The following is a 12,670-nucleotide window of genomic DNA, read 5'->3' as shown; positions in this document are numbered from 1 at the left end:
AGAGAGTCACGGCGCCGGCGCGGCCTCACGTCAGACTTGCCGGCGTTCAATAGAGTGAACTATATTCCGTATGTCGAACGATGCTTGATCATACGCCCATGCCGGGCAGACCGCCAGCGTCGCCATCCGTTCCAGTCCTGCCGTCGCCCATGCCCAAATCCGCCTATACCCCGCCTGCCGACCTGGCGCCCGACAGCCGGCCGACCTCGCCGGCCGTGGTCCGGGCCGTGCAGGTGCTCGATGCCATCGCCGCGTCGGCCACCCCGCTCACGCTGGCGGACCTGACGCGCCTGACCGGCGCACCCAAGAGTTCGCTGCACGGCATGTGCGACACGCTGGCGCAGCTTCAACTGCTCAAGCGCCTGCCGAGCGGCGCGATGGCGCTGGGCCCCCATGTGATGGGCTGGGCCAACGCTTTCCTGGCGCAGACCCAGATCACCGAGGAATTCCGCGCGCTCTGGTCCCAGACCGACGCCTTCCACGACGCCACGGTCACGCTGTCCACGCTGGAAGGGGCCGAAGTGGTCTACCTGGCCTGCCAGAACGGCGACCGGCCGCTGGGCGTGACGTTCCGCATCGGCATGCGGCTGCCCGCGCCGTACACGGCCACCGGCAAGGCGATGCTGAGCACGCTGCCGTCCGGCGACGTGCGGCGCCTGTTCGCCGATGGCCTGCCGGCGCCGCTGACGCGAGCCAGCGTGGGCAGCGCGGCGGCCCTGGTCACCGAGCTGGAGCAGGTGCGTGCGGCCGGCTATTCGATCGACAACGGCCAGGTGCGCGAAGGCATGACCTGCTTCGGTGCGCCCGTGTTCGACGCGCAGCAGACGCGGGCCGCCGGCGCCATCGCGGTCAGCTACCTGAGCAGCGAGATCGACGCCGCCACCGGCGAACGTATCGGCCGGCAGGTGCGCGCGCTGGCCGACCAGCTTTCGGCCCGGCTGGGCGCGGCGCCGCGCTGAGCCGGCCCGGCGGCCGGCCGTCTGCCCGCTGTCGGATTTGCGCACGGTCAAAGGCGCGATCTCGTCAAATCGCTAGCATCCGGGGGTTCCCCTTCCCGATGCATCACGCGATGACACAATCCCCGGGCGCGATCCGCCGCCCTCAACTGGTAGCGCCGGCCGGGTCGCTGGCGGCGCTGCGCATGGCGCTGCAGCATGGCGCCGACGCCGTCTACCTGGGCCTGCGCGATGCCACCAACGCGCGCAATTTCGGCGGCCTGAACTTCAGCGAGGACGATATCCGCACCGGCGTGGCCGAAGCGCACGCGCGCGGCGCCGAGGTGCTGTTCGCCATCAACACCTTCGCCCAGATGGGCCACGTGGAGCGCTGGCACCATGCCGTGGACGCCGCCGCCGCGCTGGGCGCGGATGCCGTGATCATGGCCGACGCCGGGCTCATCGCCTACGCCGCGCAGCGGCACCCGTCGCTGCGCATCCACCTGTCGGTGCAGGGCTCCGCCACCCATGCCGATGCCATCGAGCTGATGCGCCAGCAGTTCGGCATCCGGCGCGTGGTGCTGCCGCGCGTGCTGTCGGTGCCGCAGATCGCCCGGCTGGCGCGCCAGACCGACGTGGAGCTGGAGGTATTCGGCTTCGGCAGCCTGTGCGTGATGGCCGAGGGGCGCTGCCTGCTGTCGTCCTACGCCACGGGCGACTCGCCCAACAACAAGGGCGTCTGCTCGCCGGCCCACGCGGTGCGCTGGGACGAGCGCGACGGCACCATGCAGGCGCGGCTGTCCGGCATCCTGATCGACAGCTACGCGCCCGGCGAACCGGCCGGCTATCCCACGCTGTGCAAGGGCCGTTTCACGGTGGAAGGCGAGCGCGGCTACGTGCTGGAGGAGCCCACCAGCCTGAACGCGGTGTCGCTGCTGCCGTCGCTGATCGACATCGGCATCGCGGCGATCAAAATCGAAGGCCGCCAGCGCAGCCCGCGCTATGTGGCCGACGTGGTGGGCGTGCTGCGCGCCGCCATCGACGATGCCTGCCGCGACCCCCGGCGCTTTGTGCCGCGCCAGGACTGGCAGGCCACGCTGGGCCGCCATGCCGAGGGCGACCAGGTCACGCAGGGCGCCTACGACCGTCCGTGGCGATAGCCCGATCCCCCTTCCCGAATCCCCCCCACGCTGCACCTTCCGCCCACATCCACCATGGCTACCCCCCTTTCCACGAATCCGGCCCCGACGGCCCCGGCGTGCCGGCTTGCGCTCGGCCCGCTGCTCTACTACTGGCCGCGCGCTACCGTGCTGCAGTTCTATGCGTCGGTCGCCGACACCGCCGTGGACCGCGTCTACCTGGGCGAGGCCGTGTGCACGCGCCGCCACGAGATGCGGCTGGCCGACTGGCTCGACGTGGCCGGCATGCTGCGCGACGCCGGCAAGCAGGTGGTGCTGTCCACGCCGGTGCTCGTGGAATCTGACAGCGACATCGCCGTGATGCGCCGGGTTTGCGCGCAGGACGACTATCTGGTCGAGGCCAACGACCTGGGCGCCGTGCAGAACATGGCGGGCCGGCCGTTCATCGGCGGGCCGCACCTGAACGTCTACCACGCCGGCACGCTGGCCTGGCTGGCGCAACTGGGCGCCACGGGCTGCACAGTACCGGTGGAGATGGATGGCGACACGATGGCGGCGCTGGCGGCGGCCCGGCCGGGCGGGATGGACCTGGAGGCGATGGTCTGGGGCCGCATGCCGCTGGCGTTCTCGGCGCGCTGCTTCACGGCGCGGCACCATCGGCTGCGCAAGGACGCGTGCGAGTTCCGCTGCATGGACTATCCCGATGGCCTGGTGGCCGACACGGGCGAGGGCCAGGCGTTCTTCACGCTCAACGGCATCCAGACGCAGTCGGCCACGTGCCTGGACCTGTGCGCGCAGGCGTCGCGGATGGCTGCGGCGGGCATCGGCTACCTGCGGATCAGCCCGCACGCCTCGGGCACGTTCGATGTCATCGCCCATCTCGACGCCATCCGCCGCGGTGCGCGCGAGGCGGCGCCGGCCAGCGTGACCCCGGCGGGGGCGTTGCCGAGCAATGGCTACTGGAGCGGCGCGCCGGGCATCCGGTGGCTGTCGCACACGGAACAAGAAGCCGGACAAGGAGCGCTGGCATGACGATCCTGCAATCGGTGGCGACGCGCGTACATCGACACCTGCCCGCCCCGCTGCGCGCCGCGCCGCTGGTGGTGGCGCTCGAAGCGATGCGCCGGGCCGGCTGGCTGGCGCCGCCAGCCGCACTCGATGGCCGGTCGTTCTCGCTGACCGTGGACGACATCGGCCTGGCGGTGCGCTTTCACTGCGCCAACGGCCGGTTCCTGCCGGGGCCGTTCGACGATCGGGAGACCGACCTGACGCTGCACGCGGGGGCGCTGAGCTACCTGCGGCTGATCAGCGGCGATGCCGACACCGACACGCTGTTCTTCCAGCGTCGGCTATCGATACGGGGCGACACGGCGCTGGGGCTCGAAGTCAAGTACTGGCTCGATGCCGCGCCACGGCCCGAATGGCTGGGGGCGATGGCGCAGCGGCTGGCGCTGCTGTTCCCCGAGCCGCGCGGCGCCTGATTCAGAACTCGGGCAGCGCCCCGCCGTAGCGCGTGCCGCGCTGCTTGAAGCAGTGGCTGGCCCGCAGCACGGCGCGCGGCGCGTCGGCCAGGCCGCCGACGGCGTCAAAGCGCGCCAGCGTGGCATTCAGCTCGCTGGCGCTGCGCGCGTGGATCATCGCGAACAGGTTGTACTGCCACAGCGGCAGCCGCCGCGCGCGCCGGAAACACATGCTGACGTGCGGCACATGGGCCAGCCGCATGCCGACCGCATCCACGCGGGCGTCGGGCACATTCCAGACACACATCACGTTATGGGTATAGCCGAACGGACGGTGCCGCAGGATCGCGCCGAAGCGGCGGATCACGCCCGCGCTGCGCCAGCGCGCCAGCCGCGCGAGCGTATCGGACAGCGGCAGCCCGGCGCGGCGCGTGAGGGCGTGGTAGGGGTGGGGCGTCAGCGCCAGGCCGGCTTCGAGCGCCGCCGCCAGCCGCCAGTCGGCCTCGTCGAGGATGGGCGGCTCGGGCGGGCTCAGGATCAGCGGCGGCTGCGCGGGCACGCGGCGGCCGCCCCGACCGGCGCCGAGCGGCAGGCCCAGGTCGGCCCGGTATTCGCGTTCGAGCGGCAGGTCCACGGGGCGCTGCCCAAGGTCGGCGGCAATCCGCGCCAGCACGCCGTCCAGCGTGCCGCGGTCGCGCGCGCCGGCCACGAACCAGAGGTTGTAGCGGTGGCCTTCGCGCGCATGGCTCTGGCTGATGTCGGGATCGAGGTTGATGCGGTCGACCGCGTGCTCCATCCGGGCCTGCGGGATCGACAGGGCGGCCACCGTGGTGGCGCCAATGGTGTTCGGCGCGAAGACGGCGCCGATGCGGCTGATGCGGCCGTTGCCCAGGTCGCGGGCAAGCAGGCTCAGCAGCGTGTGTTCGGACAGGTTGAAGGGCTCGCCGGCGCTCTGGTACGGGCGCGCGTCGAGCGGGAAATGGTCCTGGATGCGGTTGTAGAGGGCGAATTCGTCGAGGTCGGCAACGGGCATGGCGAGCGTGTGGGGCAATCGGAGTGCGTGGGTTGGGCACAGGGTCGATGCGCAGGCGCCATGTGTTGCGACGGACCGGAGCACGCCCGCAATATGCGGGCATCATCATCGTCAAGATCGGCAGCGGCCTCGTTGACCGCCATCAAGCCGGGTCGAGATGGTAGGCGCCGCCCGCGCCGGCCGCCCGGCGTTCCAGCCGCACGGCCAGCAGCGCGATGCCCAGCGCCGCCAGCGGCGCCAGCGCGGCCACCCACGGCAGCGCCGGCAGGCCCGGGCCGTGGTCGACGACCACGCCGCCCAGCCACGCGCCCAGCCCGTTGCCCAGATTGAACGCGGCGATGTTGAAGCTCGACGCCAGGTTCTGGCCGGCGCCCTGCGCATGGCGCAGCACGCGCAGCTGCAGCGGCGAGACGGTCGAGAACGCGGCGATGCCCAGCACGCCCACAAAGATCACCACGCCCACGTGGCTGTGCAGCGACAGCGTCATCGCGGCCAGCACCACGGTCAGCGCGGCCACCGCGCCCAGCAGCGCGCCGGTGGGGTGGCGGTCCGCCATGCGGCCGCCGAGGATGTTGCCGATGATCATGCCGCCGCCGAACAGCAGCAGGATGGGCGACACGGCGGCCTCGCTGAAGCCGGTCACGCGCGTGAGCATCGGCTGGATATAGGTGATGACGGCGAACGTGCCCAGCGCCTGCAGCACGGTCATCAGCAGGCCCAGCAGCACCTGCGGGCGGCCGATGGTCTTCAGTTCGTCGACCAGCCGCACCGGCGCGCTGTCGTCGCGGCTGCCGTGCACCAGCAGCGCGATCACCGTCAGCGACACGAGCCCGATGGCGGTCATGGCCCAGAACGTGGCGCGCCAGCCAAAATGCAGTCCCAGCCAGGCCCCGGCCGGCATGCCGAGCAGCGTGGCCAGCGTCAGGCCCGAGAACATGACCGAGATGGCCGACGCGCGGCGGTTGGCCGGCACGAGGCCGGTGGCCACCACGGCGCCCACGCCAAAGAACGTGCCGTGCGTGAGCGACGTGACCACGCGCGCCACCATCAGCGTGGTGTAGTCGGGCGCCAGCGCGCATGCGGCGTTGCCGACCGTGTAGACCATCATCAGTCCCATCAGCACGGCCTTGCGCGGCATGCGGCGCGTCAGCAGTGTCAGGACCGGCGCGCCGGCGAACACGCCGAGCGCGTAGCCCGATACCAGCATGCCGGCGGACGCGATGGTCACGCCCAGGTCTGACGCCACCTGCAGCAGCAGGCCCATGATCACGAATTCGGCGCAGCCGATGCCGAACGAGCCGGCAGTCAGCGCGTACAGGGCGGCCGGCATCCGCGCGGGCGGGGCGCCGGTGGCGGGGGTGGAAATGGGTGGAACGGGGGCGGTCATGGTCGGTTCTCGCAAAAAAGGTGGACCGGCGAGCACGGCGCCGGCCGGGGGAGCGGAGCAGGCCGCCAGTCTCGGCCTTTCTGATTCTTCTAAAAACGGGCAATATCGAGAATCAGTTTCAATCAATCGTTGAGAATCATGGATCGCATCGGCGACATCGGGCTGTTCCTGCGGGTGCTGGACCTGGGATCGATCAGCGCGGCGGCGCGCAGCCTGGACATTTCGGTGGCGGTGGCCAGCCAGCGGCTGCAACGGCTGGAACGCGAACTGGGCGTCCGGCTACTGCATCGCACCACGCGCCGGCTGCATGCCACGCCCGAGGGCGCGGTGTTGGCCGAGCAGGGGCGGCCGCTGGTGGAAGACCTGGAGGCGCTGGCCGGGTCGCTGCGGCAGGCGGGCAGCGGCATCTCGGGCACGCTGCGGCTGACGACCTCGGCGTCATTCGGCCGGCAGTACGTGTCACCGCTGCTGACCGAATTTCTGCGCCGGTATCCGGACGTCCATGTCAGCGTCAACCTGGACGACCGCGTGCTGGACGTGGTCAGCAGCGGCTTCGACCTGGCCATCCGCATCGGCTCGCTGGACGACTCCACGCTGGTGGCGCGCAAGCTGGCCGACAACCAGCGGCTGCTGTGCGCATCGCCCGACTACCTGCGCGCGCACGGCATGCCGCAGACGCCGGCCGATCTGGCGCGGCATCAGTGCCTGGTGCTGGTGGGCGCGCAGGGCCGGGCCGATGTCTGGCGGTTCGAGGACGGCAAGGGCGGGGAAATCGCGGTGCGCGTGCGGGGGCGCGTGGAGGCCAATACGGGGGAACTGCTGTCGGACGCGGCGCTGGCCGGTTTCGGGATTGCCATGCATTCCACATGGCATGTCTGCGACGATCTGCGGGCGGGCCGGCTCGTGCGGGTGATGCCGGACTATACCATCGCCGCCAACGGCATCTACGCCGTCATGCCGCAGCGCCGGCTGGTGCCGGCCCGGGTGCGGGCGTTCGTCGACTTCCTGGCCGAGCGCTGGCGCGATGCGCCGCCCGGTACGCCGGCCTTGGGTTCGCCGCGATCCTGACCTACATTGCCTAGTTACGGCCGCGCGGCGGGCGGGGGATCTGCCGGGGATCGGGAGCAAATGGGGCAGGGCCGGCTGCCTAATTCTTGGGCAGTCCGGTGCGATACCGCACCGACAGGCCCCCGGCGGATCGGGCCGGCAGGATATCCACAGAAGCTGTGGATATCCTCAACGTGGCCCGGCGCACGTCCGGCCTGGCCCGATGTCGCCATGCTGTGGCACCAACCTCGTCCAACTGTCCGCTTCGTGCCCGCTATGCGCAGGATTCCGTTTGCTGCCGTGCCGTCCGCCCTGGCCATGGCCGTCGCGCTGGGTGGCTGCGTGTCGTACTACCGCGTGCCGTCCGATGCGCCGTACGCCAGCGTAAGACTTATGACCAGTACCGACGACCGGACCACGTTCAGCGTGCTGGACCCGGCCCGGTGTCCGTCGCCGCGCCCGCTGGTACTGGCCGGCACCGGCAAGCAACTGGCGGCGATGGGGCGCGACTCGACGCTGGACATGGCGGGCATCGCGCCGGAGCCGCCGTCGCGCACGCGCGAGCGCAAGGTGGTGCCGGGCAAGCGGATCTTTATCGCGGTGACGTCGTACGCCGCGCCGCCGGCCGACGACGCCCGCTGCGCGGCCGGGGTGTCGTTCATCCCGCAAGTGAACCAGCAATATGAAATCCGTTACACCCGCGACGATGCCGCCACGCAATGCGCGGCGCGCGTGTTGCAGTTGAGGCCGACGACCGATGGTGGTGCGACGGTGGTACCGGAACCTTCGCAGCAGGGTTTCCGGGCCCTGCGGCCCGAGTACCTGTGCGAGGCGCGCTAGGGCGCGCGGGCGATGGCGGCCGGCCGGGCGGCCGGGCCAGGGGAGGGGTGGGTCAGGCCTGTTCGATCAGGAAGCGCTCGGGGCGCTTGCCCAGCCAGGCCGGCGCGCGGCCACGGCCCGACCACGTCTTGCCGGTCTTGGGATCGCGATACTTCGGCGGCAGCGCCGACGCGGTCTTGCGCGCGGCACCGGTGCCGGCCGGACGGCCACGGCGGCGCTTGGGCGCGATGTCCTCGACGCTGAGATCATAATCGGCCATCAGCTTGCGAATCTGTTCGATCACGCCGGCCACTTCATTGGCACGCACTTCGCTGAGCTTGGCTTCCAGCGCTTCTTTTTCGGCCAGCAGTTGCTTGTATGTCGGCATTTTTGGATCCCCGTTCAGATTGGCGGCCGTTGCGTGACGCTGCAAACGGGTCCGCATAACAAAAATATTACAAGAATTATCGCGAAAAGCACGCATTCAAACGCCAATTCGCAAAAGGCCCGCTAACCGATTTGCGGAAAAACGGTATCGCAATGACCAGTTATGGGATTGTCCGGCGGAATCTGGCGCTATCCGGCATTTGTCGCGCTGGCTCGCATCCTAACCACAATCGGCAAGGCGAGGCAACCTCGAATCGCCGGATAATCGAGAATCTGCCGCCGCAATCGCGATAAACAAATCGGTGGTCGTCCGACTCGCCATTCAGCGGATTCCGAAATTTGCCGGGACGCCGCCGCGCTTTGCACGATTGGCGACGCTGGTATTTTTGACAGGTTTTGGCACCCGGGCGCGGATATATTCGGCCGGGCCACGGTAGCCCGCGCCAATAAAAAAAGCCCCCGGGGGAAAGTACCCGAGGGCTGGCAAATCCACCGGTCATCCCAGGTGGAGGAGACATCGGTGCCGCCCGTGGCAGGGGCGGAATTTCGGTGTGCCGGTCGATATTGGCGGACCGTGTTTTACGGAAAATACGATGCCGTCAGATGGCCCAGCCGCCGGCATAGAACGCGGCCAGCGCCACCGCAATGGCTACCGTGCCGACATTGAGCTTGCGCCATTCGCCGGCGACGATGCGGCCGATCACCAGCGTGCAGAAGCCGAGCATGATGCCGGTGACGATATTGCAGGTCAGCACGATGAATACCGCGCAGACCAGGCCGGCCAAGGAATCGACAAGGTCGTCCATGTGCAGGCGCGACACGCTCGACAGCATCAGCAGGCCCACGTACATCAGCGCCGGCGCCGTGGCGTACGACGGCACCAGCCCGGCCAGCGGCGAGAAGAACATCACGGCCAGGAACAGCACGCCGACGGTCACGGCGGCCAGGCCCGTGCGGGCGCCGGCCGCGACGCCGACAGTGGATTCGATATAGGCCGCCGCCGGGGCGCCGCCGAAGAACGCGGAGAAGATCGAGCTGACCGAATCGGCGGTCAGCGCGCGGCCGCCGTTGTGGATGCGGCCCGTGGCGTCGAGCTGGTTGGCCTGTCCGGCTACGGCGCGGATGGTGCCCGTGGCGTCGAACACGGCGGTCATGACCAGTGCCAGCACGCTGGGCAGCACGGCGGCCGACAGCGCGCCGCGCACGTCCATCGCGCCGATCAGCGACGTCTGGCCCGGCGCGGACAGCGACGGCAGCGCGAACACGCCCGTGAACTTGACGGCCGGATCGAACACCAGCCCCAGCGCGGAGATGCCGACGATCACGAGCAGGATGCCGCCCGGTACGCGGCGGCGCTCCAGGCCGAAGATCGCGGCCAGGCCCAGCACCGACATCATGACCGGGAACGACGTGATATGGCCCAGCGCCACCGGCAGGCCCGGCGCGGGGTTCTTGACCACCAGCCCCACCTCGTTCGAGGCAATCAGCAGCAGGAACAGCCCGATGCCGATGCCGGCACCGTGCGCCACGCCGGCGGGCAGGTTGCGCAGGATCCACGAGCGCACGCCCGTGACCGAGATGGCCGTGAAGACCACGCCCATCAGGAACACGGCGCCCAGCGCCACCGCCGGCGACAGCTTCTGGCCCAGCACGAGCCCGAACGCCATGAACGCGGTCAGCGAGATGGCGCAGCCGATGGCGATGGGCAGGCGCGCCCACAGGCCCATCAGCAGCGACCCGAACGCGGTGGTCAGGCACACGGCCACGAACACGGCGCTGGTGTCGAAGCCGGCCTTGCCGAGCATGCCGGGCACCACGAAGACGGCGTAGACCATCGCCATGAACGTGGTGACGCCGGCCACCACCTCGCGGCGCTGCGTGCTGCCGCGCGCGGTAATGCCGAAATACTGGTCGATCCGGCCGCTGGCCGGGGGCGCGGCGTCCACGTCCGTGACGGACGGATAGGGCTGTTCGATCATGGTCTGTCTCCTTGCTGGGGCGCTGCGCGCGTCCGCGTACGGATCGGGCGTCAGCCTCGTCTCACGTGGTTCCGGGGTGTGAGGGCGGAGTTCCCGTCGGCATCGGGCAAGGGGTGCGGGTGTCTCTTTCCTCGGTGTCCGGCCAGTGAGGCCGGGGCGCCGGTCCGGGCCTCTGGCGGGCCGGTTCCAGCGGGCTCAAAGGTAGGCGAGGCGTCCTGCCGGGTCATCATCGGGCCCGGATGCGGAACATGCCCGGCGCCGAATATCCACGGTAATGCGGTGCCTGCGGCGCCTCAGGGATTTCCCTCGGTGGGCCGCCGGGGCCATGCATCGGTCACACGGGCCACGCCGCGCTAAAGGTCACGGCCGGGCGGCCGATAGCCCTTTGGCAACCCTCATATCCACACAGCGAGCCAGCGGAGCCCCAGCATGACCAGCGCGATGAGAGACATCGACGAGCGCACCAACCTGACCAACAACAACCAGTTCGAGTTGCTGTTGTTCCGACTTGGCGACGCGACGCACAGCGGACAGTCCGAACTGTTCGGCATCAACGTTTTCAAGGTCCGGGAAATCCTGGTCATGCCGTCGGTGACGTCGGTGGTGGGCGCCGAGCCGGCGATCCTGGGCATGGCGGACATCCGCGGGCAGGTGATTCCGGTCATCGACCTGCCGCGCCTGCTGGAATGCAAGCCGAAGTCGGGCCTGAACATCATGCTCGTGACCGAATACGCGCGCTCGACGCAAGGCTTTGCCGTCGAGGCCGTGGAGGAAATCGTCCGGCTGGACTGGAGCCAGGTGATCTCGGCCGAGAACAGCGTCAAGGGCGGGCTGGTGACCAGCATTGCCAAGCTCGACGCCGGCGGCGACAACCCGCGCCTGGTGCAGGTGCTGGACGTGGAGCAGATCCTGCGCGACGTGCTGCCCACGCGCCAGCCCGACGTGGACCCGGCCACCGTGGGCCCGCAGCTCAGCCTGCGCCCCGGCACCAAGATCCTGTGCGCCGACGACTCCGCCCTGGCGCGCGGCCTGATCGAGAACGGCCTCAAGGCCATGGGCGTGCCCGTGGTGATGACCAAGACCGGCCAGGAAGCGTGGGACATGCTGGGCGAGATCGCCGACCTGGCCGCAAGCCAGGGCAGGTCGATCCGCGACGAGGTGTCGCTGGTGCTGACCGACCTGGAAATGCCCGAGATGGACGGCTTCACGCTGACGCGCAAGATCAAGGCCGACGCGCGGCTCAAGTCGCTGCCCGTGGTCATCCACTCGTCGCTGTCGGGCGAGGCCAGCGAGGAACACGTGCGCAAGGTCGGCGCCGACGCCTACGTGTCGAAGTTCCTGGCCAAGGACCTGGCCGACACGATCCGCGGCGTGCTGGCGCGGCACCCGTGATCGGGATGGGGCAGCGAGGCTTGGCGACGATGGCACGGTAGAGCTGTCGTCGCCGGCTGCTGTCGCCTCATCCGCCAATGGTTGTCTCCCCTCTCCCGCGACGCGGGAGAGGGGCCGGGGGAGAGGGCGTGGAGGCTCTGCTTGCCGACCGGTCGAGAACTGGACCGTTGGCCCTCATCCCCAACTCCTCTCCCGCCGGCGGCAGAGGGGAGCAAAACCCTGCGTCCTGCCACAGGCAACGCCACCCCCACCCCCGCACAAAACCCCGCCGCACGCAACAAAACCCCCTGAACCGGCTTTGCCCAAAAAAAAGGCACGCCAGCTCCTGTGAGGGCTGGCGCGGGTTTGCGGGCTGTCAAGAGGGCGATTATCCACGCAACCTGTGGATAGTTCCACGCGCCAGAAGGCTTAACTCAAACCAGTTAGCCGCGCGGCTACTTCGGCTGGGCCACCGTGCGCAGGTACGGCTTGAGCGTCTTGAATCCTTCTGGATACTTCTTCTTTGCGTCTTCGTCGGAGACCGAGGTCGGGATGATCACGTCGTCGCCCGGCTTCCAGTTGACCGGCGTGGCCACCGTGTGCTTGGCATTGAGCTGCAGGGAGTCCAGCAGCCGCAGCACCTCGTCGAAATTGCGGCCGGCGCTCATCGGGTAGACCAGCATCGCCTTGATCTTCTTGTCCGGGCCGATCCAGAACACCGAGCGGATCGTGGCGTTGTCCACGGCCGTGCGCGGGCCGCTGCCGCTGGCCTCGGGGTGAATCATGTCGTAGAGCTTGGCCACGGTCAGGTCGTGGTCGCCGATCATCGGGAAGTTCACGGCGGTGCCCTGGGTCTCCTCGATGTCCTTGGCCCAGCGCGAGTGGTCGCCCACGGGGTCGATGGACAGCCCGATGACCTTGGTGTTGCGCTTGTCGAACTCGGGCTTGAGCCGCGCCATGTAGCCCAGTTCGGTGGTGCAGACCGGCGTGAAGTCCTTGGGGTGCGAGAACAGGATCGCCCAGCTGTCGCCGATCCATTCGTGGAAGTGGATCGGGCCCTCGGTGGTTTCGGCGGTGAAGTCCGGGGCGGTCTCGCCAATGCGGATGGCCATG

General features: G+C 69.4%; 12 protein-coding genes. 7 read left to right on the top strand and 5 right to left on the bottom strand.

What is annotated here, in order from left to right:
• The first annotated feature begins 149 nt into the window (after window positions 1-149).
• The 4 genes from QTN24_RS16325 (at window position 150) to QTN24_RS16310 (ending at window position 3,555) form a co-directional block, all read left to right on the top strand.
• A complete protein-coding gene (locus QTN24_RS16325; protein WP_313838275.1) occupies window positions 150-959 on the top strand; it encodes an IclR family transcriptional regulator in 810 nt (269 codons plus the stop codon).
• 110 nt (window positions 960-1,069) lie between these two features.
• The gene (locus QTN24_RS16320) at window positions 1,070-2,095 is read left to right on the top strand and encodes a peptidase U32 family protein (protein ID WP_124686259.1); all 1,026 of its coding nucleotides are present in this window, start codon (window positions 1,070-1,072) and stop codon (window positions 2,093-2,095) included.
• Between the two features lie 54 nt (window positions 2,096-2,149).
• Entirely contained in the window at window positions 2,150-3,106 is a 957-nt protein-coding gene (locus QTN24_RS16315; RefSeq protein ID WP_124686260.1) for a U32 family peptidase, read from the top strand.
• Entirely contained in the window at window positions 3,103-3,555 is a 453-nt protein-coding gene (locus QTN24_RS16310) for an SCP2 sterol-binding domain-containing protein (RefSeq protein ID WP_313838273.1), read from the top strand. Before QTN24_RS16315 ends, QTN24_RS16310 begins: the two co-directional genes overlap by 4 nt.
• A 1-nt stretch (window position 3,556) precedes the next feature.
• Here the strand turns inward: QTN24_RS16310 and QTN24_RS16305 are convergent, their stop codons facing one another.
• Both QTN24_RS16305 and QTN24_RS16300 read right to left on the bottom strand, forming a co-directional pair.
• Complete coding sequence (locus QTN24_RS16305; protein WP_124686262.1) at window positions 3,557-4,567, bottom strand: Lrp/AsnC family transcriptional regulator; 1,011 nt, start codon at window positions 4,565-4,567, stop codon at window positions 3,557-3,559.
• Window positions 4,568-4,709: 142 nt separating this feature from the next.
• Window positions 4,710-5,954, bottom strand: coding sequence for an MFS transporter (locus QTN24_RS16300; protein WP_313838271.1), 1,245 nt, complete (start codon window positions 5,952-5,954; stop codon window positions 4,710-4,712).
• A gap of 138 nt (window positions 5,955-6,092) precedes the next feature.
• Here QTN24_RS16300 and QTN24_RS16295 point away from each other — a divergent pair, with 138 nt between their 5' ends.
• Both QTN24_RS16295 and QTN24_RS16290 read left to right on the top strand, forming a co-directional pair.
• On the top strand, window positions 6,093-7,022 hold the full coding sequence (locus tag QTN24_RS16295) for a LysR family transcriptional regulator (protein ID WP_313838269.1): 930 nt from the start codon (window positions 6,093-6,095) through the stop codon (window positions 7,020-7,022).
• A gap of 279 nt (window positions 7,023-7,301) precedes the next feature.
• The gene (locus QTN24_RS16290) at window positions 7,302-7,841 is read left to right on the top strand and encodes a hypothetical protein (RefSeq protein ID WP_313838267.1); all 540 of its coding nucleotides are present in this window, start codon (window positions 7,302-7,304) and stop codon (window positions 7,839-7,841) included.
• A gap of 52 nt (window positions 7,842-7,893) precedes the next feature.
• On the opposite strand, the gene QTN24_RS16285 is transcribed toward QTN24_RS16290, so the two are convergent.
• Both QTN24_RS16285 and QTN24_RS16280 read right to left on the bottom strand, forming a co-directional pair.
• A complete protein-coding gene (locus QTN24_RS16285) occupies window positions 7,894-8,208 on the bottom strand; it encodes an H-NS histone family protein (RefSeq protein WP_124686265.1) in 315 nt (104 codons plus the stop codon).
• 598 nt (window positions 8,209-8,806) lie between these two features.
• Window positions 8,807-10,186, bottom strand: coding sequence for an NCS2 family permease (locus QTN24_RS16280; protein WP_124686266.1), 1,380 nt, complete (start codon window positions 10,184-10,186; stop codon window positions 8,807-8,809).
• A 429-nt stretch (window positions 10,187-10,615) separates the two neighbouring features.
• Here QTN24_RS16280 and QTN24_RS16275 point away from each other — a divergent pair, with 429 nt between their 5' ends.
• A complete protein-coding gene (locus tag QTN24_RS16275; RefSeq protein ID WP_124686267.1) occupies window positions 10,616-11,578 on the top strand; it encodes a chemotaxis protein in 963 nt (320 codons plus the stop codon).
• Window positions 11,579-12,012: 434 nt separating this feature from the next.
• Here QTN24_RS16275 and QTN24_RS16270 read toward each other — a convergent pair whose 3' ends face one another.
• Window positions 12,013-12,669 (bottom strand): peroxiredoxin, encoded by a 657-nt coding sequence (locus tag QTN24_RS16270; protein ID WP_124686268.1) that lies wholly within the window; start codon window positions 12,667-12,669, stop codon window positions 12,013-12,015.
• Window position 12,670: the final 1 nt, after the last annotated feature.

Origin of the sequence: Cupriavidus sp. SZY C1 (assembly GCF_032190535.1) — a bacterium.
GTDB lineage: Bacteria > Pseudomonadota > Gammaproteobacteria > Burkholderiales > Burkholderiaceae > Cupriavidus > Cupriavidus pauculus_C.
This window is presented reverse-complemented; position numbering and strand designations above follow the sequence as displayed.

Excerpts from the sequence above, each read along its gene's own strand:
- QTN24_RS16320 (WP_124686259.1), top strand. The coding sequence starts at position 1,070 with ATGACACAATCCCCGGGCGCGATCCGCCGCCCTCAACTGGTAGCGCCG.
- QTN24_RS16325 (WP_313838275.1), top strand. The coding sequence starts at position 150 with ATGCCCAAATCCGCCTATACCCCGCCTGCCGACCTGGCGCCCGACAGC.
- QTN24_RS16305 (WP_124686262.1), bottom strand. The coding sequence starts at position 4,567 with ATGCCCGTTGCCGACCTCGACGAATTCGCCCTCTACAACCGCATCCAG.
- QTN24_RS16310 (WP_313838273.1), top strand. The coding sequence starts at position 3,103 with ATGACGATCCTGCAATCGGTGGCGACGCGCGTACATCGACACCTGCCC.
- QTN24_RS16295 (WP_313838269.1), top strand. The coding sequence starts at position 6,093 with ATGGATCGCATCGGCGACATCGGGCTGTTCCTGCGGGTGCTGGACCTG.
- QTN24_RS16275 (WP_124686267.1), top strand. The coding sequence starts at position 10,616 with ATGACCAGCGCGATGAGAGACATCGACGAGCGCACCAACCTGACCAAC.
- QTN24_RS16315 (WP_124686260.1), top strand. The coding sequence starts at position 2,150 with ATGGCTACCCCCCTTTCCACGAATCCGGCCCCGACGGCCCCGGCGTGC.
- QTN24_RS16270 (WP_124686268.1), bottom strand. The coding sequence starts at position 12,669 with ATGGCCATCCGCATTGGCGAGACCGCCCCGGACTTCACCGCCGAAACC.
- QTN24_RS16300 (WP_313838271.1), bottom strand. The coding sequence starts at position 5,954 with ATGACCGCCCCCGTTCCACCCATTTCCACCCCCGCCACCGGCGCCCCG.
- QTN24_RS16280 (WP_124686266.1), bottom strand. The coding sequence starts at position 10,186 with ATGATCGAACAGCCCTATCCGTCCGTCACGGACGTGGACGCCGCGCCC.
- QTN24_RS16285 (WP_124686265.1), bottom strand. The coding sequence starts at position 8,208 with ATGCCGACATACAAGCAACTGCTGGCCGAAAAAGAAGCGCTGGAAGCC.